This is a genomic window from Corynebacterium sp. HMSC074C11 (assembly GCF_001809455.1).
Taxonomy (GTDB): domain Bacteria; phylum Actinomycetota; class Actinomycetes; order Mycobacteriales; family Mycobacteriaceae; genus Corynebacterium; species Corynebacterium amycolatum.
In genome coordinates this window covers 33,561-57,443 of the sequence record NZ_KV797725.1, presented here as the reverse complement: position 1 = coordinate 57,443, position 23,883 = coordinate 33,561, and the positions used below count along the sequence as shown (strand labels likewise).

Sequence of the window (23,883 nt, the reverse complement as noted above, 5' to 3'; positions counted from 1 at the left end):
GTCGAGAGTTTAGCCAGGTCCATGCCCTGTTTTTGTGGGCAAAGCCTGGTTTTTTCTTACCTTAATCGGCGTCTTATGGTTCGTGAATCGAAAATTTTTGTGTAGTGCGGAAGATTGAATCCAGGGTTCCTGAGATAGTTCCAACTGACGACAGAGAGCTGTTCGTTTATTGCAACTTCTACACAGGAGGCTTCTTACGATGTCCGATTCCACTTTCCCTCAGAACCCGCAGTGCCCACAGGGGCCGTATGGCCCCGAGGGGTCGTATGGCTCCCAGGATTCGCTGGGGCAGCAGTCCTACCAGCACAACTCGCAGGATCCGCTCGGCCAACAGTCCTACCAGCACAACCCGCAGGATCCGCTCGGCCAACAGTCCTACCCGCAGGGGTAGTCGGCAGCTGGGCAGATGGCTCAGGCTCCGAAAGAAAAGAAGAAGGGTGGCTGCTTCAAGTGGGGTGGTATCGCCGCGGGTGCTGTTGTGGTCCTAGCCGTGGCGGCCAGCTTGACCGGTGGCGGCGATGCTGATTCGGGCTCCGATTCTGAAGCTGCGTCTCTCTTTGATTCGGACACTGCAGTTGCGGCTGATTCTGGCTCTGTTGAGAATGCCGATTTCGCTGAGAACCCTGGGGCTGCTCTAGAGGAGCAGCAGGGCCAGGCGGAGGAGCAGGAAAAACAGGAAAAGCAGGAAGAGAAGGCTCCGACCGAGTACAAGAATGCTCTCCGCAAGGCCAAGAGTTACTCGGATTTGATGCACATGTCCAAGGCCGGCATCTATGACCAGCTGACCTCGGAGTATGGCGAGAAGTTCTCGCCGGAGGCTGCCCAGTATGCAATGGACAACCTTGAAGTGGACTGGAATAAGAATGCACTGGAAAAGGCGCGCTCTTACCAGGATTCGATGGCAATGTCCCCGGATGCGATTTACGAGCAGCTGACGTCGGAATATGGCGAGCAGTTTACCCCGGAGGAAGCTCAGTACGCGGCGGATAACCTGTAGCAGCGGGTTTCGTTTGTTGATGACGCCAATTGGCCAGAGCCCCGTTTGGATGCATGCTGCAAAAGGACGGTTTCCGCTTCACCAGAATGCATTTGCTGCACACTGAACGGTTGCTGGTGAAGCGGAAACCGTCTTGACTGTTTTAATGCGTGACCTGGCAGTTGAGCGACTGTCGGCAGCAAAACTTCGGCGCGGTGCAGATTGTGCCGAGAAAAATGTGGATTAGATGGCTGATTATGCATATTTCTCTAATGGTTCGTGGATGATTGGTGCTGCTGAAGGCGAGCCTTAGGGGAGTCCTACGTACTTTGTGGCAATAGACGAAAGGATTATCGAAAAGTCACATCGCGAATTAAAAGTGATAATTCGGTTTGCATACAATGCTGTAGAGATTGCTTTGTAGGTTAGTTCCTGCATATTGATCCAAAGAATCAATACCATCGGCAAATGGGTATCACGATAATTGTCAGCGTGTCGGCACCGATCTTTGTGGAGAACGAAATCGTCTTGTCCGTACCATCAGCACATCCTGAAGAATTTAAGCAGGCGGTGATGACCACGTTCCGCGTGGTGAAGGTTACGTGCACAAATGATATCAACGTGCCGACCATATCAGATTCGGCTGGACCTGCTGAAGACTGGGCAGGCTGCAAATAATAGGGCAGCCATCCGGCTACCCCGGCAGTCGAATGGCTGGAGACATAGTGTTTTAATGCGTTAACTTATTTGTGTACCTGGATTGTCTATAGGTCGTCCGAAGGGGTTCTTTATGCAAAAGAAGATTCGAAGTCTTTTCAACAGGTTGTTGGCCGGGATTGGGATAGCATCTCTATGTCTGGTGCAGTTACCCTCACCTGCACATGCTGAAAGTATTGAAGAACTCGCTAAGCAAGGAGTTCTCGAATGGCGAATTAAGCCAGATATTCCCAACGAGAATCCGTTGAACTCTGTACCCATGTCGTGGAACCCCGATTCGGGGCTTCCGCCATTTGCAGCGTGCGGTCCAGCAACTGACACATTAAAAACGGTAGCAAGCTGGAAGTATGTTGATTTAGGAACGCCGCAAGACTTCATGCACGCAAATGAAATTACATTGCGCTGTGGAGATGCTCATCACGGATTAAAGCACATCCGACAGAATCATCCTGAATGGTCAACGCTCGCAGACATTGAAGGAAAGGACGGGGATTCACTAATCCGGATTGCGATTGATGCTGCACTGGAGAACACTACGTGGTCAAAGAGAGTTGAACCTTCAAGTCAGAATCGTGATGGTAAGTTTTGCGCGTCCGCTCAGATTTACTTAGTTGATAAAGTCCGAGGGATAATTGTAAAGACACTTGAACCATCAATCTTTGTCGCTGAACATAGCCACCACGTTATTACTGCCTACCCCACCAATACGTCGAGGTGTAAATAGTATGGGGTTTGCACAAAAATTTATCGGTGCTCTTGAGGCAGACACCCATGTCGATGCTGACCATGCTGCTTTTATCGGATCTGACGGCGATGCTGTTTTGATTCGATACCGGGGCCGGGATTTGCAGTGGCAGATTCCTGTGCGAATCAATGAACCCGGTTGGCAGAAAATGGACTATATTACAAGCAGCTTTGATGGTGTAGATTTTGGTCTCTTCTTAGATGAGGAGCTTTATAAACTGAACGAAAAGGAGTGGATTAAACCGGAGTTGCACCTTAGTGATGACACAGGGAAGTGGCATTTGGTAGAAACAGCTAAGACCTTTACCTAGTCTGGGCAGTCTTCACCGTAGTAATCACTAACTCCAATCATCAATCCCGTCACATTGGTGAATTGCTCCCCATTAGTTGGACTGAGAAATCAGTTACCGACTCGTGGGGAGTAGCTTTCATTGAGAGCACGAAGTTCGCTAAGTAAGCAGCAGCGTGAGCAGTTGGTTGAGCTTTTCGAGCAGGGCAACGAACTCGATTTAGTTGTCCAGCTGGCTCCGGCCAAGTCGACGAGTGGATATGACCTGAAAATTACGAGTGTCTTTTTCCGCACGAGGAGAACGCGTACGCGGAATTGACGAAGATGGAAACATACGGGAGGTGACTTTCAATGATGGGTATCGTTTCGTTGTGCCAGAGGATCGAGAAGGAGTCTAGCCCGCGGGTGCAGTTCGACCGGCTGCATGGAGCAGGTGGTGACTTGACCCTCGAAATCTTCCTCAATGATCTCGTCGAAGCCCGAGCTTATGTGCCTGAATCTCTCAAGCGTGAGTTCCTTATGACCTGGGCCGATGAGCCAATCATTTTCGATGCAATCCCGGGGGAAGAGGAAGAGGGCATTACTCACGATCTCGTTGTCGAGTTCGCTGCGATGGATCCGGTAATCGACCTCGGTCCGAACTGGGGCTAATCAGAATCACGCCCTAATCAGCCCGGCCGCCCCACTACGGGGCGCGCCGGGCTCCGTCATGGAAGGCCCCGCCCGTGGTGGGCAACCGGTTTCGAAAACCGGCATGGGGCGTCACGGCGTCGGGGTTCGATTCCTCGGGCATTGACCCCATTTCCCCCTGGCGGGCTCTGTGGGGTTTTGCGTACCCGAAGTGTTTTTCTCCCAGGAGGGGCAAAAAGATCTATGTCTACGAATGAAGCGGCCGCTGATGTACCGGCCTCCGATTCCACGTCAGATGCTCCGGTGCAGGCTGAACCTGCTCGCGAGAATCACGGCGCGGAAGAGAAGCAGGTAATGACCATCGAGGATTACAAGTCCGCGTTGGAAAAGGTTCGTCGTGAGGCAGCGAAGTATCGCACGGAAAACAAGGAGCTTCATCCACAGGTAAAGAAGGCCAGGGAAGCCGAACAGGTCAGTTGGGGCGAGCTGCTCAAGGTGCAAGAGCGCATGGCGGCATTGGAGGCGGAAAAGGCCGCAGACGTGGACGAACCCCGGTCACCACGATCAGCCCGAAGGCACCGGATCATCGCCCGGACCTGGTGCAGCGAAACTTTCGTGCACACGGACCGGGCAGGCTTTGGGCTGCCGATATTACTTACGTTCGCGCCCTGTCCGGATTCGTCTACACCGCGTTTGTCGTTGATGTCTTCAGCCGGAAAATTGTTGGTGTTGCTACTCGCTCGACGATTCGTACCGATGGAGGCCTTGGAGCATGCGTTAACGACTGCTGGGGCGGATTAATGGCAACCAGTTGATTCACCATAGTGATCGGAGCAGTCAGTACGTGTCATTGAAATATTCCACGGCTTTATCTGAGCCTGGAATCCGCCCGAGTGGGGGAACAGTCGGCGCTTCTTATGACAATGCTCTGGCCGAAACAGTCAATGGTTTCTACAAAGTGGAACTCATTCATGCCCAAGGCCGATGGACGGCGGTCGGAGAAGTCGAACTGGTCATCTTGCGGGGGGTGCATTGGTGGAATACCAAGCGCCTTCACGAAGCATTGGACTACGCTGCCCCACAAGAGATAGAAACTGAGTACTATCTCACCCAGCCGGTCAGTACAGGGCAGTAAAAGAAGCGGAACTAAACCCAGGACGCTTCGCACCGCAGCCGGACTTGGCGAGACTGACCGGGATTGTTGGGGATTCGCAGGCGCTACCGACGGCCCGGAACCCACCGAGCGAGGAATGAGTCAAGAATCTTTGCCCCGCTAGTTTGAGTTGTTCGGTTTTCCCGAACGGCTTGGCTGGCGGGGCGTTTTTCATGCCTACAAGGCGGGGCTAGGCAACGATACTGTTTTCGAAAAGTACGATTTCACAGCCGAACTCTTGAGTTCGGAAATCGTACTGCTTTACGGCGCAATTGCGTGGTGCGTTTGTGGCTCACTTTTGGCTCAAAATACCCGTGAAAGTGCGTGAAAGTGCGTGAAAAGGAGTGAAAGATAGTGAATACAAACCCAAGCAAAAACCCGCCCCCACCAGGCTAAACGCCAGATGAAAGCGGGTTTTAAAATCGTGCCCCCGGTGAGACTCGAACTCACACTGGACGGGTTTTGAATCCGTTGCCTCTGCCAATTGGGCTACAGGGGCGCAAAGCCGTCGATAAGCGAAAATGCTCTGTCGAAGCGACCTTGACTAGTTTAGTCCATCGACCCCGAATTAGAAAAACGGCGCTGCGCATAAGCGACGACACTGACGATTGCGGCGCCGAGAATGAACAGTCCGAGGGCGAGTCCCCAGTCGGAGCCGATGCCCTGGAGCTCGTTGTTCTCGGTCTGCCACGGCCAGAGCGCGCGCAGGGAACCGAGCATGAGTCCGGACATGGCGACCAGCGTGAGCGCCTGGTGTGTACTCAACAGCCATTCGAGGAGGCGGATGAACAGGACGATGCCGATCAGCGCGCCGACGAAGAAAGTGCCGATGTAGGCGATGTCACGGTCATGAATTGCGCCCATGGTCGGCGCGTAGAGTCCGATGACCAACAGGAAGAAAGAGCCAGAAACGCCCGGCAGCACTAGTGCACACACGGCAATCGAAGCGGCGATGAGCACGAGCCATAGAGGTGGCTGTGTCGGCGCAGCTTGGGGTAGCGAAGTCAGCGCGAACAGGGCGACGCTGAAAAACAGGAAGACTGCGATGGCCTTGCCGCGCATGCCCGGCTGACGCAGGGCACCCGGCTGCAGCTCGTTCAGCGGCATGGTGATTGAGGCGGCGATCATGCCCATGAACAGTGCTCGGGAAGCGACCGGCTGATTGGTGACGAAGTTCTCCATGACTCCTGCCATGGAGAAGACCACGGCAACCATGCCGATAGCCACCGGGATGAGCAGCCACCAGTCAACCCTGCGCAGGTCCTCCTTGAAGGTGCCCTTGGAGATCGCTCGCGGCAGGTCGGTGATGCGCTTTGCCGATTCAATCAGGCGTCCGTAGATGCCCGTAATCAGCGCAAGCGTACCTCCGGAGACACCCGGAATCGTCTCGGCGAGACCAATGAGGCCACCACGAACTGCGTTGGCGATGACACCCAGCGGGGTCGGCTTCGGGATTTCAGAGTAGGGGCTCGTGGTCGGCAGCGTAGTCGACTCTGCACCAGGAGCGCTCATATTTTCAGTAGACATCGCAGGCCATTGTATGTCTTCCACCTGAGAAGAACCGTATTTCCGTGTGTGTATTAGCAGCTTCGGAGTGCGATTAAGAACACAAAACAAAAAGCAGCGCCTGGGGCGGCGCTGCTGATTCAGTGAGTTACGCAGGAGTAGGCGGTGGGTGGTGGATGGTGGAGCTGCTTCCTGAGCTGTTGAGCTGTGCTCGGACCTTAGCCGTGCTCGATAATCTGCTGCAGGCAGCTCCCCAGGGCCTCCACTGAGATCTTCGGCGCGTTGGTCTCGTCGATCAAACCGGTATCGGAAAGAACTAGGTATCCGACGCAGAGGGAAATAACCATCTGGCTGCGGTACACAGCAGTTTCGTGGCTGATGTTCTCTGGGCCGTCTTCTTCGACGCGGTGAATCAGGTCGTCGGCGATAGCTTCATTGAACCGTTCGGCGATGACTTTTGCAGTTTCCTCGGAGTCAAGGGATCCGACGATCAGCGGAATCATGGACTGTCCGGCCATTCCTTGACCAGTCAAAATAGCGCTGGCCATCCGCTGGCCAAGTTCATTGAAAGGAGCTCGGCTGAGCGTGCCTTTGAACTGGCTGAAGTCAATCAGTTCGGCCATGAGGCCTTCTTTGGAGCCGAAGTACTTGATGATGAGCGGCGCGCTAACGCCCGCATCGCTGGCAATCTCCTTCAGTGGCACGCTTCGCAAAGGCTTGCGCGCGAAGTGCCGAGCTGCAGCCGCGATAATGCGCTCGCGGGTGGACTGGGCACTCCGTTGGAAATTGGTCGAATCGAACTCACTCATGCTGACGAGTCTAAAGCCATGAAAGCGTAACTACGCCAATTGCTTTCAGGTGCACGCGCAGGACGTGGCGATATGTTTTCGCGGCCACCTCAAAGAGGGGGTAATTTCTAGACGCCTCATTGGGGGCAGGTTCTATGCATGTTGTTGAACAATCGTTGGAAAATATGGAAAAACTCCAGGAAAATAAGGCGAATATTAAAGTTGGATTACAGTATTTCGGAAACTGAAACCAAGTACCAAGCGACGCTAGGGAGGCTCCCTCTTGCGAATCACTGTTCAGGTGGACTAATGGGCTGCTGAGCCCGTTTCAAAATACAGCCTGATTACCGTAATTATTATTCACCGAAGCTGGTCGGCTAACAGCTCATCCTGCGCAGCCCGCGAGTCCCCAGCGCGAATCTCAGTTTTCCTACGCTGTTCGATATTTTCCTACACTGGGATGTCATGAAGAAGACCCTCATGCTTATCGACGGTCATTCCATGGCCTTCCGCGCGTTCTTTGCCCTTCCGGTGGATAATTTCTCAACCACCGGCGGTCAGACAACGAACGCGGTGTACGGCTTCCTTTCTATGCTGTCCAATATCCTCAGCGAGGAAAAACCCACGCACGTGGCGGTCGCCTTCGATGTCGCCCGCGAGACCTTCCGCAACGAGATTTTCCCGGAGTATAAGGCCCAGCGTGAGAAGACTCCTGAGGAATTCCGTGGTCAGGTGCCGCTTATTCAACAGGTGCTGAAAGAGATGGGCATCGTCACGCTGGAAAAGGACAACTACGAGGCCGACGACATTATCGCGACGTTGGCTACCCAGGCCAAGCCTGAGGGCTTCGAAACGCTCATCGTCACCGGCGACCGCGACTCATTCCAGTTGGTCAATGACACCACCACGGTGCTCTATCCAATGCGCGGCGTCACCACGCTGCATCGCTTCACGCCTGCGGCTATTGAGAAAAAGTACGGTCTAACGCCGACTCAGTACCCGGACTTCGCGGCCCTCCGTGGCGACCCTTCCGACAATCTCCCGGGCATTCCAGGGGTCGGCGAGAAAACCGCGACGAAGTGGATCGTTCAGTACGGCACACTGGAAAACCTCATCGATCACGCCGACGAAATCCGCGGCAAAGTCGGCGACAACTTCCGCGAGCGCGTCGCAAATGTCCAGCTGAACCGTGACATCACCGAAATGGTCAAGGACCTGCCCTTGCCGTACGGTCCGAACGAGCTCGAGCTCCGGCCCGCTGATGCCCAGGGAATCATCGACTTCTTCGACCGCCTCGAATTCGGCGATAACCTCCGCGAGCGCGTCTTCCGCACCCTTTCTATCGAAGGCGCGGGCGTCACCGCCTCCACCAGTGACAGCGCGACAAAGCTCGAGGCTGTCTCGCTTGACGACGGCGCCCTGGCTGTCTGGCTCGATGAACTGCACGAGCCGGCCGCGTTGCAGGTCGGGGAGCATACCTTGATGATTGGCTCCGCTGATGAGAAGGGCAAGACCTCCAGTCAGGCCGTTTCTCTCGACCTCGGCGAGCTATCCGCAGAAGATGCCGACACACTGCGCGAGTGGCTCGCAGGCGACCACCCGAAGCTGGTGCATGACTGTAAATCGGCCATGCATGCGCTCTGGAACTATGGCTTCGAGCTGGCGGGGGTTATCCACGACACTTTCTTGGCCGCGTACCTGCTGCGCCCAAGTCAGCGCAGTTACAGCTTGGACAACGTCGTCCAGCGGCACCTGGGGCAGACTCTTTCGCAGGCCGACGGTCAGATGACCCTGCTCGATGGCCCGGCCGAAGACGCTTCCCATGTCGCCGCCGTTATCGACCTGGCTGAACGACTGGCGGTCGAACTCGACGAGGCCGGGCTCTACAGTGTGTACGCCGACCTGGAAGTTCCGCTTGCTCCAGTGCTTGGCCGGATGGAACGCGTCGGTATCGCTGTGGATGTCGATGCGCTCGAGGAGCTTCACAAGCAGGCGCAGGCGGCTACCGATGAGGCGGAGAGTGAGGCTCGCAACCTCGTCGATAAGCCTGAGCTGAATCTCGGATCGCCGAAGCAGTTGCAAGAAGTCCTGTTTGACCAGCTGGGAATGCCCAAGACGAAGAAGACGAAGACTGGCTATTCCACGGCGGCGAAGGAAATTGAGGGGCTGGCGAAGGTCAACCCGCATCCGTTCCTGGATTACCTGCTGAAGTTCCGCGAGTCGCAGAAGATGAAGTCGACCGTGGAAGGATTGATTAAGGCCGTCGCTGATGATGGCCGTATTCATACGACCTTTAATCAAACGGTCGCGGCGACGGGGCGCCTGTCGTCGACGGAGCCGAATCTGCAGAATATTCCGGTGCGCACGGAGTTCGGGCGACGGATTCGTGAGGCGTTCGTGGTGGGCGATGGCTATGCGCAGCTGATTACCGCGGACTACTCGCAGATTGAGATGCGTGTGATGGCGCACCTGTCGCAGGATCCGGGGCTGATTGAGGCCTACCGACAGGGCGAGGATCTGCATAACTACGTCGGCTCGAAGGTCTTCGGTGTCGGCATTGATGAGGTCACGCCCGAGCTGCGTCGTCGTGTGAAGGCGATGAGCTACGGTCTGGCTTACGGTCTGAGCGCTTTTGGTCTGGCTCAGCAGCTGGATATCCCGCAGCGCGAGGCGAAGAAGCTCATGGAGGACTACTTCGAGCGCTTCGGCGGCGTGCGCGATTACCTGCACAAGGTTGTTGAGCAGGCGCGCAAGGACGGCTTTACGGCCACGATGTTCGATCGGCGCCGCTACCTGCCGGAGCTCAACGCCGACAACCGCATCGCTCGCGATAACGCGGAACGCGCGGCATTGAACTCGCCGATTCAGGGGTCCGCTGCAGACATTATTAAGATTGCGATGCTCCGGGTCGACGATGCTTTACGACGCGGCGGGTTGCGCTCGCGTGTCCTCCTGCAGGTTCATGACGAACTGGTTGTGGAAGTTGCAGATGGGGAAGAGGCGGCAATCAAGGAGCTGTTGCATCGGGAGATGGACTCGGCGGCTGAATTGCTGGTACCGCTGGATGTTTCCATCGGTGCTGGTGTGAACTGGGATGCTGCTGCGCATTAGTGGTGCGAAGGCGGGGCGGAGGTCGCGGCCGGCGGACCTTTTGCGGACTCACCGAGGGCGTGTTGCGGACTTGAATGTCGCAGCTCAAATCGGTATTGTTCGCTAGGTATGCATTAGCATGCCGACTTTGCAGCCTCGAGTTCCGGGGGACATCGGGTTAACTAATTGCCAATGGCGAGATTCGCCGAAAGCGGATTTGGCCCGGTTGTCCAGGAGTTTCTTTGAGGGGCAAGGCCGAAATTGTCCGTTTTTCGATTTCTATCCGCTTCGGAGCACATCTTATATGTCCACTTCTAACGTCCCTCAGGTTGCCATCAACGACATTGGCACCGCTGAGGATTTCCTGGCCGCTGTCGACTCGACGATGAAGTACTTCAACGATGGTGACATCGTTGAGGGCACCGTCGTTAAGGTTGACCGCGACGAGGTTCTTCTCGACATCGGCTACAAGACTGAAGGTGTCATTCCTTCCCGCGAACTGTCCATCAAGCACGATGTCGACCCTGACGAAGTGGTCGAAGTTGGCGATGAGATCGACGCGCTGGTCCTGACCAAGGAAGACAAGGAAGGCCGCCTCATCCTGTCCAAGAAGCGCGCTCAGTACGAGCGTGCTTGGGGCACCATCGAGCAGCTCAAGGAGAACGACGAGCCGGTTACCGGTACCGTCATTGAGGTCGTCAAGGGCGGCCTGATCCTCGACATCGGCCTGCGCGGCTTCTTGCCGGCTTCCCTCGTCGAGATGCGTCGTGTCCGCGACCTCCAGCCGTACATCGGCCAGGAGATTGAGGCCAAGATCATCGAGCTCGACAAGAACCGCAACAACGTCGTTCTGTCCCGCCGTGCATGGCTCGAGCAGACCCAGTCTGAGGTCCGCTCCGAGTTCCTGCACCAGCTGCAGAAGGGCCAGGTCCGCAAGGGTGTCGTTTCCTCCATCGTCAACTTCGGCGCATTCGTCGATCTCGGCGGTGTTGACGGCCTGGTTCACGTTTCCGAGCTGTCCTGGAAGCACATCGACCACCCGTCCGAGGTTGTCCAGGTTGGCGACGAGGTCACCGTCGAGGTTCTCGAGGTCGACCTGAACCGCGAGCGCGTTTCCCTGTCCCTGAAGGCTACTCAGGAAGATCCGTGGCGCGTCTTTGCCCGCACTCACGCAATCGGCCAGATTGTACCGGGCAAGGTCACCAAGCTGGTTCCGTTCGGTGCGTTCGTCCGCGTCGAGGAAGGCATCGAGGGTCTGGTTCACATCTCCGAGCTGGCTTCCCGCCACATCGATGTTCCGGACCAGATCGTCTCCGTCGACGAGCAGGTCATGGTCAAGGTCATCGATATCGACCTCGAGCGTCGTCGTATCTCCCTGTCCCTCAAGCAGGCTGACGAGGACTTCACCGAAGAGTTCGACCCGACCAAGTACGGCATGGGCGACTCCTACGACGAGCAGGGCAACTACATCTTCCCGGAGGGCTTCGACCCGGAGACCAACGAGTGGATGGAGGGCTTCGAGACCCAGCGCGCAGAGTGGGAGGCTCGCTACGCAGAGGCGGAGCGTCACCACCAGCTGCACGCTGCCCAGATCGAGCGTCACCGCGCTGCAGCTGCCGAGGCTGCAGAGACTGCTTCGAACTACTCCTCCGAGTCCGGCGAGGCAGCTCCGGCCGCACCGGCTGCAGACAACGCAGGCGGCACCCTGGCTTCCGACGAGCAGCTCGCTGCTCTGCGTGAGAAGCTGGCTGGCAACTAAGCTAGACCGCTAAGGGCTTATACGTCCCTTTGAGAAATCGCCCCGGCGAGGTTTTCCTCGCTGGGGCTTTTTCGTGCCTTCTTTGCTTTACGACGGGCACCCGCTCGGCCTTTTTTCTAGTGGCGGCTTGGGTGCTTGCTGCATTTTTGGTCCTGGTGTTGGGACTTTGGGCCATGAAGGTGGCACCGCTGTTGCCTAAGGCGGGCTTGCGCTTCACCAGAAGTGGCTTGCTGCACAGTAACCGGCTGCTGGCGAAGCTCAAGCCGTCCTAATGGCCTTGGTGGCCCTTATGGCCGTGGTTGCCCTGTCGATTTTGGTGGCTCTGTCTGTTCTGGCCGCCGTTGACAGCCTGTCTGCCTACCCATATGGTTGATGATATGACAACAAAGTATGAAGCTAACCAGATAGAGGACTCCTCCCATTCCACCGGCGGTGTGTACTCCCAGGAGGGCAAAGACTTTAACCGCGATACTCGCTATATCAATGACCGCATTGTTAAGAACGGTCGCGAGGTAGGCGAGGGGATTAAGACGTGGCCCGTTGAAGCCGGGCGCTACCGTCTTGTTGCGGCTCGTGCGTGCCCGTGGGCACACCGCACGCTTATCGTTCGCAGGCTGCTCGGCTTGGAAGATGCAATTTCGGTCGGAATTCCAGGGCCGGTTCACGATGCCCGCTCCTGGACATTCGACAAGGGGTCAGGTGGCCGCGACGAAATACTCGGCTACGAGCGCCTGCAGGAGGCATTCCTAAAGCGCTTCCCGGACTACCAGCGGGGCATTACCGTCCCGGCCATCGTCGAGATTGAATCGGGCGAGGTTGTGACCAACGACTTCCCCTGGATCACCTTGGATTTCATTACCGAGTGGACCGAGTTTCATCGCCACGGCGCCCCGGATCTCTACCCGGTGGAGATGCGCGAGGAAATGGATGAGCTCATGCAGTTCATCTACACCGAAATCAATAACGGTGTCTACCGCTGCGGCTTCGCGGGTTCGCAAGACTCCTACGACAAAGCTTACGACCGACTGTTCAGTGCCCTAGACAAGGTATCTGAGCGCTTAGAGACCCGCCGCTACCTCATGGGCGACCACATCACTGAGGCCGACATTCGCCTTTACACGACCCTCATCCGCTTCGATGCGGTCTACCACGGCCACTTCAAGTGCAACCGGAACAAGATCTCCGAGATGCCGGTTCTATACAACTACCTGCGTGATCTCTTCCAGACTCCGGGCTTCGGCGACACCACTGACTTTGTCGATATCAAGCGCCACTACTACGAGGTCCACCGCGACCTCAATCCTTTAGGTATTGTCCCGAAGGGCCCGGAGCTCTTCGACCTGCTCCAGCCGCACGGTCGTGAAGACCTTGGTGGCAGCCCATTTGGTAACGGTACCGCTCCGGATTCAGTCAACCCGGATCCCGTTGAAGAGGGCTACCGCATCGAGGATCTCGTCGTAAAGCACTAACGTGCCGGGGCGTGTCGACGTACCCTTAGAGACATGCTCAAAGTAGGACTAACCGGTGGCATGGGCAGTGGAAAATCTACGGTCGCCCGTAGGTTTGCCGAGCTCGGTGCCGCCATCATCGACGCTGATCAGATTGCTCGTGACGTCGTCGAACCCGGCGAACCGGCGCTGGCCGAACTCGCCGAAGCTTTCGGCGAGGGCATTTTGCTTGACGACGGCTCCCTCAACCGCGGCGAGCTTGCGAAGCGGGCCTTCGTATCCGCGGAGAAGACGGAGCTGCTGAACTCCATCACTCACCCGCGTATTGAGCAGCGCACCGAAGAGCAGTTCAACGCGGCAGGTGACGCCATCATCGTGTTCGACTCGCCGCTGCTAATTGAAATGGGGCAGTCGGAAGTGCAGGACCTCGTCGTGGTTGTGCATACCCCGGTGGAGGTCCGTCTCGACCGTCTGGTGGAAAGCCGCGGTGTAGACCGAGAGGATGCGAAGCAGCGCATCGCTAAGCAAATCAGCGACGATAAGCGTTTGCAGTTCGCCGATGTGGTGCTGGAAAACTCAGGTACCGAGGAGGATCTCGTGCGCCAGGTCGACCGGATTTGGGAGCGGATTATTCAGCCGCTGAACCAGATTCGTCAGCTACAGGCCGGGCAATAGCAGTCCGACCAGTAAACAGTTCCGCAAGCAGACTGACCAGCGGAAGCCCATCTAGGAGGAAGACCGACCGGCAAGATAATCCCGCAGCCGCGCGATCGCCTCCTCAATCACCTCGGCGCGCTTGCAGAAAGCGAATCGCACCAGGTAGCGGTATTTTTCTGACTCCGGGTCATCCACAAAGGCGGTGACGGGGATAGCTGCGACTCGGCATTCCTTGACTAGGCGGGTGCAGGTCTCCAGTGCGTCTCCATGCCCCCAGCTCGAGACATCGGCGACGACAAAATACCCTGCCTGCGGCGTGAAGACGTCGGCGCCAAGGCCCTCCAGCCCATCGGCGAGGAGCCGCATGTTGCCTTCGAGTTGGCTCGCTAGCTCATCCACCCATGGAGCACATTCTTTCAGGCCACGGGCGACCGCCGGCTGGAGGGGAGTAGCACCGACGTAGCTCAAGAACTGCTTGGCCTTGACCACGCCATCGAGCAACTCGGCCGGAGCGAGCGTCCAGCCAATCTTCCAGCCGGTGACGTTGAAGGTCTTTGCGGCGCTGGACACGACAATGGTGCGCTCACGCATGCCCGGCAGAGTGCTGATGGAAGAGTGTGACAATCCGTTGAAGTACAGGCGTTCGTAGACTTCGTCGGCAAGCACAAGCAGATTGTTTGCGATGGCGACATCGGCGATAGCCTGCAAGTCCTCGTTTGTGAGGATGGTGCCGGTGGGATTGTGCGGCGAATTGATGATGATCATGGCCGTTTCGGCGGTGACGGCATCGGCAAGTGCACTGCGGTCGAGCGACCAGAAGCGTTCGGTGTCCGAGGCCGTGGGAATGAGCGGCACCGCGGTATATGTGCAGTTAGCCAGTGCGATGGCGGCTTTGTACGAGTCGTAGTACGGCTCGATGACGATGACGTGGCTGCCGGGTTCGAGATGCCCCAAGGCGGTGGCGGCAATCGCTTCCGTGGCGCCGACGGTGACCAGGCATTCAGTGTCGGCATCGTAGACCTGTCCCGTGCGGCGGGCGCGATCGGCGACGATGGCCTCGCGGAGCACCTTCATACCGCGGCCGGGTCCGTACTGGTTATTTCCGCCAGCTATCTGATGCTGCGCCTCAGCGAGTACCTCCGCCGGCCCGTCCCAATCGGGGAAGCCCTGCCCAAGATTGATTGCATCGTACTCAGTGGCGAGGCGGGACATGGTGGCGAAAATGGTCTCGCCGAAAGGGCGCAAGCGGGAAACGGTCATGGTATTTACTGTAGGTGGAATCTCATGAGTTCGAAGCATGAAGCTGCAGGATGTGATGGTCGTCAGTCCGCGAAGCTGTGTACACCAGCTTTGGCGTGCCATCTCTGAGCGCTACAAATCGAAGCGACAATTCTAGACAAGAGCTTCAGATATTCTGTGCATTCTCTTCCTTTTAAAAAATAGTCTTTACCGCATGCAAGATTGGTCGTGGTACGCCTTTGAGGCTGCCAAATTGGTACAGCTGCGTGGCAGAGTTCCAGAAATTATCGCAGTTATACTAATGCTGCTGACTCTCGGGTTTCTCCTTTGGCTGGTTGCAAAGGGGAACAGCTCTAGAAAATCGGGACTAATTCAAGTTTGCGCGATTGTAGTGGCTGTCTCTGTGGTGAGCACCATCGGCTGGTATGTGCTTAATAAGGTGTGGCGACCGATCCCGGACTACATCGGTATTGAAGTTTTCGGACCATTCGCATCTGGCTTGTCCGGCATCGTTGCTCTAGTTGTAATTGCGTCTTCCAAGAAGCCTAGGCGCATCATTGCGGGTCTTCTCGTCTGCTCACTATCAGTACTCGGCGCCTATGCCGTTCCCAATATTCACTATGGCACGTATGCAAACTTGGCCCAGGTGCTACGCGGACCAGGCAAAGTGCAGGCTTTTGGCGAGGTAGATGGGCTCGCGCCGGTCGCGGATGTTTATCGTCCCGGTGACAGTGAGTCGGCAAAACAAACATCCTTGGAACAACGGTGGCGGCCACGCCAAGCCGAAAATATAGGTACTGATAGTAGCGTTCTCGTTCAAGCCGATATCCCTGCTACTAACTTCTCTCCGCGCCCCTCCATCGTCTACCTTCCTCCGGCATATTTTACTCGACCGCGTCCGCTGCTGCCTGTGCTTGTGCTAATGCCAGGACAGCCGGGTACGCCTAAGGATTGGTTGGTAAACGGTGACCTAAAAAACACTATGGACCGCTTTGCTGAGCAACACAATGGATTGGCGCCGATTGTGGCGATTGCTGATCAGCTTTCTTCGAGCTTCAAGAACCCGCTCTGCTCCGATACTGAAAATGGGGCGGTCGCAACCTATCTGGAACATGACGTACCGGCGTGGCTAGAGGAACACTTCCAAGTAGACACTCGACCGCAATCGTGGGCTGTTGGCGGATTGTCCAATGGAGGTACCTGCGCAATGCAGGTTCTCAGCCGTAAAGGTGGGCCGTACCGCACCGTTTTGGACATGTCGGGTGAGGAGTTTCCAAATCTGCACAACCTTGAGACGACTATCGACAAGGGATTTGGCGGTGACAAGGCCGCATTTGAGGAAAACAATCCACTTTCGATTTTTTCCTCGGGGGAGGATTTCACCGGGTATTCCGCATTTTGTTCCATTGGCGATAAGGAACCTAGAGACGTCATCGAAGGGCTCTGGAAGGTCTGCCGAGCCGGGCATAGCCAGGGAATGGACGTACAGGAGCGCACCTATTCTGGAACGCACGAATGGAAGGTGTGGGAGAAGTCGCTTGACGACGAGCTTCCCTGGCTCGCGGCGAAAATGAATCTTATTCGGACGCCGAGCCACTAAGTCGCAAGACTACTAAATATGTTTCCCAATACGCCATTAAAAGTGGGCTGTCTGTTTAGATCAACTTCGAGATAAAAGATTGGATTTCAAGGATATGGCGCTACAATCGTTATTTCAGTGGCTTAAGGCGCACGGAAAAATCTTAAAGATTGTTTTCTATATTGTGATAATCTCCATTATCGTGCTTGTCGCTCGTGACCAGTTTGCCGCTATTTCAGGAAGCCAACTTCGAGAAATATTTGTTGATACGTCGATGCACGTAAATGCAATCATCATGGCATTGGGACTGATTGCGTTCAGCGCGACGGGGCTCTACGATTTGGTCGCTTCCAAATACGCCGGTGTGGAGGTGTCACCGCGCGAAGCGTTGAAAATCGGTTGGATTGCGCAGGCCTTTAATAATTTTGCCGGATTTGGCGGTCTCACCGGAGGCACAATTCGCGCAAAATACTATACCTGGGCGGGTGCGGACCGAGATAAGTCCATTGGAGTTTCGGCCAGTGTGTGGGCTGCCAACCTACTTGGATTATTCGTACTGTTGGCAATAACTTTGCCGTACGCAGTGCATTTCGATGGCTGGTTAATTATCGTCGCGATAATCTCATGTATGTATCTACCGCTGTTTTTCTTGGCGGACAGATTGAAACTTGGGGTGATCGATTTAAGAAAAACGAGGTTTGCGCAGATAGGAATGCGCGAAAAGTGGAATCTTCTCGGCGCCTCTGTTATCGATTGGGCCGCAGCTGGGCTATTTTTCTGGGCATGTGTTCGTGTCTTCACACTGGATTTCTCATTCCCAATTGCTATCTTTATTTTTGCAACCGCGACTTTGGCCGGATTGCTATCTTTCCTGCCCGCGGGTGCCGGTAGCTTCGACCTCACGGTGATTGCACTGTGCGCCAAACTTGGCCTCGACACTAATCAAGTTTTGCTTGGGCTGGTACTGTATCGCGTTTTCTATTACATCGTTCCGTGGCTGTTGGCCACGGTCGTGTGGGTCGCCGACAGCGTGAAAGAACTCGAGTCCGATTTTCCGCACCGTGTCATGGCGCGGGTGCTGGCTTTAGTAACCGTTTTTTCTAGCCTCCTGCTCTTTATCTCAGCGCTAACACCTGAAATCGCCTCTCGTATTCAAATCATCCAAGAGGTTTTGCCAAGTACTGTGCGGAAGGCATCGCACTTGACAGTGTTATTTACCGCAGTCATGTTGCTTATCTTGGCGCGCGGGATTAACCAGCGAGTTAGGCGTTGTTACCAGCTGGTCTTGGTCTTGCTCGGTGTGGCAGCTGTTGCTTGTTTAGCCCGCGGAATCGACTATGAAGAGGCTATTTATCTCGGGGTCTTTGCACTAGCACTATTTGCATCGCGCAGTGCCTTTGACCGAGATCCACTCCCATTAAAGTGGAGTAGTTTCGTGCCGACGGCAGCTCTGGCGATTGCTATTCCAATCGTGCTTTCGAGTTGGCATGCGCTTCGGGTAAACAAGGTGGTCAATGTACCCGCACCATCCCATCATGCCAATACCCACTGGCCAATGATTCTTTTCTACGTAATGCTCGCCTGCGCAGTGGCAATTGCGGTATTGTTTTCTCGTTGCCGCGCTCCAGAGTTTGAGGAGCCATGCGAAGAGCAGACACGTCGTTTCGAGAAGCTGATTGCAAAATGGGGTGGAAATGCTTTCTCGCACCTATATTACCTAGGCGACAAGCAGGTCTTCTTTACCGTCGATAAGCGAAATGGTGCGGATAGAGCAGCACTGTTGTATCGCCCGCAGGGTACGACATTGATTGCACTCGGTGACCCATTTGGCGACCCGGATTCTTTCAATCAATTATTCGCGGACTTTATTGATTATGCAGACACCTTTCAGTGTTCCGTCGCATTCTATGAAGTGGGCGAAGAGCATTTGGCGCGGTGCGTCAATGAGGGGATGAGCCTGGTCAAATTAGGTGAAGATGCGACGGTTGATATTTCTGGCTTCACGAGAGTCGGTAGTAAGGGCAAGACCTTCCGGCGCATGCACAACAAGTTGGAAAGCTCCGCTTGTACTTTTGAAATTGTCGAAGCACCGTACAGTCCAGACCTCATTACGGAATTGCGAGATGCATCGCAGGCGTGGCTCGGAAAGCGCACAGAAATGAGTTTTTCTCTCGGCTTCTTCGACGAGAATTATCTATCTCGTGCACCGATTGCCATAGTCCGATCGGCAGACTCAGATCGTATTGAAGGGTTCGCATCGCTAATGCCGCAGGGGTTAAGCGTTGCGTCGGTGGATTTGATGCGCATTCGCCCCGATGCGCCAGATGGCGTGATGGATGGCATTTTCGTGAATCTGATGGAGTGGGCAAAGAACCATGGATATACCGAGTTCAATTTTGGCATGGCACCAATGTCAAACACAGGTGCCCGACCGCATTCTAGGCTCAGCGAAAAAACGATCTATTTGGTGTACAACTACGGCGGACGGATTTATAACTTCCGCGGGCTGCGCAATTACAAGGAGAAGTTCAAGCCTGTATGGAAGTCTCGGTACTTGACCTACACCGATGTGAAATCGTTGCCTGCCATTACCGCAAGTCTGTCGAAACTGATCAATCGGCCAGGGCAGTATTCAGCAATTGCGCTGTCAACGAGTGAAGACGAAATGCCTGCTCCCGAAATGGCAATCAACGCTAATTGATATAAATCCGTGCGTCGTTTCCGCCGCTGCACGCCACGACACCATCGCCCTGCGTGCCGCAGCTGACATCGTAGGTCTGGCCGGTCGCAGGGCTCGTTGCCTGAATATTCGGCTTCAAATTATCGCGAATGTTATCAGCGGTGGCGTTGAGACCGTCGGTCTGCTGATGGAAGACCTCGGTGGCAAACTCACAGCTGGTATTCGGCCCGGCAACGACCAGATTCGTGCGGTAACCATCGCCATACACGCAAACAGTCATCTCCTCGCCCCCGGTAAACGTGGTCCCCGGCGACGAGTTGCTGTAGATGATGTCCCTCATCGCCTGGCCGATGTCTGCATTTTCGCTTGACGACGAAGACGTGGTTTCCGTATCCCCATTGGTTTGTCCACCATTTTGTGATGGGGCCGTCTCGGAAGAATTTGCATCGTCGGAGGTGTCGTCGGAGTTTCCGGCAGCGCCACCGTTATTGCTGCCGCCAGCATCAGAGTTTGAGCCGGTTGGGTTCGGCCTATTCTCTGAGTTTGCGTTTGATGCGTTGCCGTCAGTCTGAGTCATGGTGGCGGTGTCAGCTGCCGATTGGCTAGTTACTGCGCCGTCGTTTTGAGAGCAGGCGGTGAAGGTCAATGCGGTTGTGGCGAGGATACCGGCGATGAGTGCACGTCGTGAAGCAAAGGTGTGGTGGGTGTTCGTAGGCGTCACGCAGTGGGCAGTAGGGAGTTTTCGCACTATGAAAGTAATAACGATTCGATGAAAATCAGGGCGGTATTTCGACCTGTTTTCTAGAGCCAACCATTGTCGCGAGCAGTTTTCGCGGCCTCGACGCGGTTTGAGGTATTCGTCTTCGTGATAATTGACGACACCTGATTGCGCACCGTGCCCTTGGCAATGAAGAGCTGGCCGGCGATTGTGCCCGTATCAGCGCCTTGGAGAATCAGTCGAGCGATCTCGACTTCGCGGTCGGTCAGGGGAGAGTCGGCCGTGAAAAGTGAGGCCTCGGCCAAGGCCGGATCGATGACTCGGAGGTCGGAGTGGATGCGTCGAATAGCTTCTGCGAGCTGCTCAGGAGGCGTGTCCTTTGCCAGGAATCCGCTGGCACCGGCCTGAAGTGCGCGTTTGAGGTAGCCGGGGCGAGCAAAAGTAGTGACGACGAGGCAGCGGCAGTGGTCAGAAATTTTCGCGATGGTGTCAATGCCGTTGAGGCGCGGCATTTCGATGTCAATAAGCGCGACATCGACGTCCTGCTCGATGACTTTTTGCGTTGTTTCAATGCCGTCGGCGGCTTCAGCCACGATGTCCAAGTCCGGTTCGGTTTCCAGTAGAGCCTTTAAAGCCCCTCGAACTAGGTGCTGATCATCAGCTATGAGAACGCGAATCATCTATTCTCCCGCGCATATTCGGTGACGGTTGTGTCAGTGAGGTGGTTTTTGGAGCTTGTGGTGGATGAACGGCCCGCGTGGTGGGAGCGGTGCGAGCGCTGCAAGCGTGACTGCGTCATCGTGGCCACAAGGCGAGTGCCGCGACCTGGTGCGGACTCGATAATGAGGTCACCGCCAGCATCCTGGACACGCTGCTTCAGCCCAGCCAATCCACCAGCGGCGACAGTTTGGCCTTCGCCCGTGGTAGCCGCGGAGGAATCACGGCCTAGGTCGGAAATGTCGAAGCCGATGCCATCGTCGATGATTTCCACGCTGGATGGTGTGAGTTCGATTGAGACATTCTCCGCCTCAGAATGCCGAATGATATTGGTGGTGGCCTCGCGAATCACCCAGGAGAAGAGTTTCGCATTGGTGGTTACACCGCTGGAATCGTCGGGAAGCGAAGCCTCAATGTGTGCGGTGTGGAATGCCCGCGCGGCGGCGGCGAGCTCGCCTGCGAGATCCGGCTGGCGCATGCGTGTGACTGTTGAGCGGACTTCGGCAAGCGATGTGCGCGACAGAGCGGTGATGGCCTCGAGTTCGGCAGCGGCGGCATCGGGGTTGGTGTGGACCAAACGCCGCGCGACTTCAGATTTGAGCGAGATGACCGTCAGCGAATGGCCCAGCACGTCGTGGACATCGCGGGCGATGGAGTCGCGCTGCTGGCTGAGCTCAATTTCCTGGTTGAGCTGGGCTCGTTCCTGGGAGAACCTGCTGAGTTGAACAACGCAGCAGACAACGACGGCCCAAAACAGGGCATCGATGGGTAAGATGAGACCGCTTTCCGGAGCCAAGAAATGACTAATGGTAACGATTGTTGCGCCGAGCACGCCAATGCTGAGGATGGCGGGGATGATGGGCAGCATCCAACTGAGCAATGCTGCGACAAATGGCAGGAATGCGCTGGCGCCGTTTCCCACAAGCGGGATGGAGAGCAGGCCGAACGCTGCGACTATGCACAGGGCAAGTATGTTGCGAGCTCGTTGCAACCAGCCGCGAGGATAGTAGTGAAGTGAGCCCCAGATGAAGATGTACACCAGCGCAAAGCTGACAATCAGCGCAGTTATCTGAGCGACCTTTTCGGCGCCGAAACCGAAGAAGACGAAGGGTAAAACCACAATCCAGATGCCAGCCGACAGTGCGGAGTAGACATGGAATCCCTGGAAGGGATGGCTGAAGCTGCGTCGCAAAGTGGTTGTCATAGATGCCTAGGCGGTCTCGGTCGGTGGCAGAGGGAAGTTGGTCTAGTTAGTCACAGGTTAGATGGAGGCGATGGCTATCGCTTGGGTTTGCTATCTAGCCGTGTTTCGCCGCGCTATTTACAGCCGCGACTTCTCGCGCTTGTTCAGATATATGCAGAAGCCGATTAGCAGGATGCTCCACACTGCAACATTGACAATGGGCACCCACAGTGGCTCGGTGTAGAGTCCTGCACCAGTATCCGTGCTGGGAGTAAGACCTGCGGTCAGCGGATACCTCGACAGAGTCACAGAACCGAACAGTGGCGTGAAGCGGCTGATTGCCAGCAACGTGCCCTGCATCGGGATAAAGAGGTTACCGAGGTAAGACAGCACGACAATCGAGCCCGACGCGATACTGAGCGCTGACGGCTTCGGCAGCAGCAGTGCCCAGGCATAGCCGTAGAAACCAAACGGCAGACAGGTTACAACACAGAGAATGAAGCTGACAATCCAGGCCCGTGGCTCCATCTCGGCGCCGATGACGAGGCCGAGAAGATACATTGCCGCAATCGGCAACACTGCGGCGAAGAGCACCAGAATTGCCTGGCTTAGTACAATACGCGACGTCGACATTGGTGTCAGCGCAAGCTGGCGACCCCATCCCGTGGTTTGCTCCATAATCGTTTGTCCGGCGCTGGCCACCGCTGCTGTGACGCCGCCGTAAATAGCCATGCCAATCATCACGTAGGCGGTGACATTGCCGTGAGGGAAGGCATCGCCGCCGCGGTCGAGCGAGGCACCGAACACCAGAAAGAACAAGATGGGCAGGCCGATGGAGAAGAACAGGTTCGACCAGTCGGACAGATAGCGTTTGATCTGAATGGCGATGTATGTCGACAGGCCGTGGGATTCGGTTAGCTTTGTTGCGCTGGTACCAGCAGTCGCGCCGGGTATGTCGGACGAAGTTTCAGTCGCGGTGTACGTCATGGTAATCCTTTCCAGTTATTTCCTTTAGTTCCCAGCAGCCACGGCGACATCGGGCGTGGCATCAGCTGCAACATCTGCGTCACGCTGCATAGAAATGAAAATGTCATCAAGCTTCGCGCGCTGGACCGTGAAGTCGGTCGCATCCGTCTCCGTTACCAAGTGACGAAGCAGTGAGTCCGAATCCCGTGTCCGCAGCCGCACGCGCCTACTGGTCCCGGCCGGTTCCCCAGCAGCGCTACTCAACCAGGTGACCTCATCGACCTCAGTGCGCTCTGAAAGCTCCGGTGCCGCACCCGGAAAATTAGCCTCAACCAGCACTGATTTACTCAGCGCAAGCATGCTCGGCGTATCCAAGTCCGCCATGATACGCCCCTTGTGCAGCATGATGATTCGCTTCGAAAAATCCTCCGCCTCATCCATGTAATGCGTGGTGAACAACACCGTCGTGCCACGCTCCGCCCGGGCATGAATATCCGCCCAAAAATTGCGCCGCGCACTCGGATCCATCCCCGCTGTCGGCTCATCCAACATAATCAACTCCGGATCACCGAGCAGGGCCAACGCAAACTTCAATCGCTGCTGCTCACCGCCCGAGCACTTACCGACTTTCCGCTTCAGCAAGGGTTCCAGCCGCGCTTGCTTTACGACGTCCGCCAACGCCACATGCTCCGAATAGCCACTGGCAATCATCTTGAGTGTGTCCTCGACCGTTACGTCGGGAAGCAAACCGCCCGTCTGCAAGATAGCGCCGACCTGCTGAGCATTGACCGCGTTCCTGGATGATTGGCCGTTGACTTCGATGCGGCCGGCGGTGGGTGTGGTCAGGCCGAGGATGAGATCGATAAGTGTGGTTTTGCCTGCGCCGTTTTCACCGAGGATGGCGACGACCTCACCGCGGCGGACGGTGGCGCTGACATCATCGAGTGCGGTTACCTGGCCTTTGCTGAATTGCTTGGTGATATTGGAGAACTCGAGAATTACGTCCGGATTCATAGTTCCAAGTTCAGCGCGGATTAGAGGTAT

Annotated in this window: 20 protein-coding genes, 1 tRNA gene and 1 pseudogene; 13 read left to right on the top strand and 9 right to left on the bottom strand. The window is 55.9% G+C overall.

Features of this window, described 5'->3' with window-relative positions; genetic code table 11:
• Window positions 1-199: 199 nt before the first annotated feature.
• From HMPREF2614_RS02750 to HMPREF2614_RS11005, 7 genes and pseudogenes are all read left to right on the top strand, one after another.
• Window positions 200-391, top strand: coding sequence for a hypothetical protein (locus HMPREF2614_RS02750; RefSeq protein WP_038625694.1), 192 nt, complete (start codon window positions 200-202; stop codon window positions 389-391).
• Window positions 392-406: 15 nt separating this feature from the next.
• On the top strand, window positions 407-997 hold the full coding sequence (locus HMPREF2614_RS02745; RefSeq protein ID WP_052155529.1) for an Ltp family lipoprotein: 591 nt from the start codon (window positions 407-409) through the stop codon (window positions 995-997).
• Between the two features lie 471 nt (window positions 998-1,468).
• A complete protein-coding gene (locus HMPREF2614_RS02740; RefSeq protein ID WP_141737469.1) occupies window positions 1,469-1,654 on the top strand; it encodes a hypothetical protein in 186 nt (61 codons plus the stop codon).
• Window positions 1,655-1,766: 112 nt separating this feature from the next.
• The gene (locus HMPREF2614_RS11010; RefSeq protein WP_141737468.1) at window positions 1,767-2,417 is read left to right on the top strand and encodes a hypothetical protein; all 651 of its coding nucleotides are present in this window, start codon (window positions 1,767-1,769) and stop codon (window positions 2,415-2,417) included.
• A 1-nt stretch (window position 2,418) separates the two neighbouring features.
• A complete protein-coding gene (locus HMPREF2614_RS02735) occupies window positions 2,419-2,748 on the top strand; it encodes a hypothetical protein (RefSeq protein WP_038625690.1) in 330 nt (109 codons plus the stop codon).
• 329 nt (window positions 2,749-3,077) lie between these two features.
• Window positions 3,078-3,377 carry a hypothetical protein gene (locus tag HMPREF2614_RS02730; RefSeq protein WP_052155528.1) on the top strand — a complete coding sequence of 100 codons (300 nt, stop codon included), beginning with the start codon at window positions 3,078-3,080 and terminating at the stop codon, window positions 3,375-3,377.
• A 494-nt stretch (window positions 3,378-3,871) separates the two neighbouring features.
• Window positions 3,872-4,491, top strand: a pseudogene (locus tag HMPREF2614_RS11005) (DDE-type integrase/transposase/recombinase); the annotation flags it as partial.
• A gap of 443 nt (window positions 4,492-4,934) precedes the next feature.
• On the opposite strand, the gene HMPREF2614_RS02720 reads toward HMPREF2614_RS11005, so the two are convergent.
• The 3 genes from HMPREF2614_RS02720 to HMPREF2614_RS02710 form a co-directional block, all read right to left on the bottom strand.
• Window positions 4,935-5,008: transfer RNA gene (locus HMPREF2614_RS02720), tRNA-Leu, on the bottom strand.
• Between the two features lie 50 nt (window positions 5,009-5,058).
• Window positions 5,059-6,036 (bottom strand): DUF368 domain-containing protein, encoded by a 978-nt coding sequence (locus HMPREF2614_RS02715; protein WP_038625686.1) that lies wholly within the window; start codon window positions 6,034-6,036, stop codon window positions 5,059-5,061.
• Window positions 6,037-6,233: 197 nt separating this feature from the next.
• Window positions 6,234-6,824 (bottom strand): TetR/AcrR family transcriptional regulator, encoded by a 591-nt coding sequence (locus HMPREF2614_RS02710; RefSeq protein ID WP_038625684.1) that lies wholly within the window; start codon window positions 6,822-6,824, stop codon window positions 6,234-6,236.
• A 459-nt stretch (window positions 6,825-7,283) separates the two neighbouring features.
• Here HMPREF2614_RS02710 and polA point away from each other — a divergent pair, with 459 nt between their 5' ends.
• The 4 genes from polA (at window position 7,284) to coaE (ending at window position 13,775) form a co-directional block, all read left to right on the top strand.
• Window positions 7,284-9,914: a DNA polymerase I gene (polA, locus tag HMPREF2614_RS02705; RefSeq protein ID WP_038625682.1), complete on the top strand. Its 2,631-nt coding sequence runs from the start codon at window positions 7,284-7,286 to the stop codon at window positions 9,912-9,914.
• Between the two features lie 283 nt (window positions 9,915-10,197).
• A complete protein-coding gene (gene rpsA, locus HMPREF2614_RS02700; protein ID WP_070560074.1) occupies window positions 10,198-11,652 on the top strand; it encodes a 30S ribosomal protein S1 in 1,455 nt (484 codons plus the stop codon).
• Between the two features lie 377 nt (window positions 11,653-12,029).
• A complete protein-coding gene (locus tag HMPREF2614_RS02695) occupies window positions 12,030-13,121 on the top strand; it encodes a glutathione S-transferase family protein (protein ID WP_224786630.1) in 1,092 nt (363 codons plus the stop codon).
• Window positions 13,122-13,154: 33 nt separating this feature from the next.
• The gene (gene coaE, locus HMPREF2614_RS02690; RefSeq protein WP_038625675.1) at window positions 13,155-13,775 is read left to right on the top strand and encodes a dephospho-CoA kinase; all 621 of its coding nucleotides are present in this window, start codon (window positions 13,155-13,157) and stop codon (window positions 13,773-13,775) included.
• A 51-nt stretch (window positions 13,776-13,826) separates the two neighbouring features.
• Here coaE and HMPREF2614_RS02685 read toward each other — a convergent pair whose 3' ends face one another.
• Window positions 13,827-15,017 carry an aminotransferase class I/II-fold pyridoxal phosphate-dependent enzyme gene (locus HMPREF2614_RS02685; protein WP_038625674.1) on the bottom strand — a complete coding sequence of 397 codons (1,191 nt, stop codon included), beginning with the start codon at window positions 15,015-15,017 and terminating at the stop codon, window positions 13,827-13,829.
• Window positions 15,018-15,210: 193 nt separating this feature from the next.
• On the opposite strand from HMPREF2614_RS02685, the gene HMPREF2614_RS02680 reads away from it, so the two are divergent.
• Window positions 15,211-16,596: an alpha/beta hydrolase gene (locus HMPREF2614_RS02680; RefSeq protein WP_070560072.1), complete on the top strand. Its 1,386-nt coding sequence runs from the start codon at window positions 15,211-15,213 to the stop codon at window positions 16,594-16,596.
• 94 nt (window positions 16,597-16,690) lie between these two features.
• Window positions 16,691-19,276 (top strand): bifunctional lysylphosphatidylglycerol flippase/synthetase MprF, encoded by a 2,586-nt coding sequence (gene mprF / locus HMPREF2614_RS02675; RefSeq protein WP_052155527.1) that lies wholly within the window; start codon window positions 16,691-16,693, stop codon window positions 19,274-19,276.
• Here mprF and HMPREF2614_RS02670 read toward each other — a convergent pair.
• The 5 genes from HMPREF2614_RS02670 to HMPREF2614_RS02650 form a co-directional block, all read right to left on the bottom strand.
• Window positions 19,269-19,976 carry a hypothetical protein gene (locus HMPREF2614_RS02670; protein WP_038625670.1) on the bottom strand — a complete coding sequence of 236 codons (708 nt, stop codon included), beginning with the start codon at window positions 19,974-19,976 and terminating at the stop codon, window positions 19,269-19,271. The two genes, mprF and HMPREF2614_RS02670, sit on opposite strands and share 8 nt — an antisense overlap.
• An 80-nt stretch (window positions 19,977-20,056) precedes the next feature.
• Window positions 20,057-20,653 (bottom strand): response regulator transcription factor, encoded by a 597-nt coding sequence (locus HMPREF2614_RS02665; RefSeq protein ID WP_016422917.1) that lies wholly within the window; start codon window positions 20,651-20,653, stop codon window positions 20,057-20,059.
• Window positions 20,650-21,894, bottom strand: coding sequence for a sensor histidine kinase (locus HMPREF2614_RS02660; RefSeq protein ID WP_070560070.1), 1,245 nt, complete (start codon window positions 21,892-21,894; stop codon window positions 20,650-20,652). The genes HMPREF2614_RS02665 and HMPREF2614_RS02660 overlap by 4 nt, the downstream gene beginning before the upstream one ends.
• 117 nt (window positions 21,895-22,011) lie before the next feature.
• The gene (locus tag HMPREF2614_RS02655; RefSeq protein WP_005511993.1) at window positions 22,012-22,860 is read right to left on the bottom strand and encodes an ABC transporter permease; all 849 of its coding nucleotides are present in this window, start codon (window positions 22,858-22,860) and stop codon (window positions 22,012-22,014) included.
• A gap of 24 nt (window positions 22,861-22,884) precedes the next feature.
• Window positions 22,885-23,853: an ABC transporter ATP-binding protein gene (locus HMPREF2614_RS02650; RefSeq protein WP_038625667.1), complete on the bottom strand. Its 969-nt coding sequence runs from the start codon at window positions 23,851-23,853 to the stop codon at window positions 22,885-22,887.
• Window positions 23,854-23,883 lie beyond the last annotated feature (30 nt).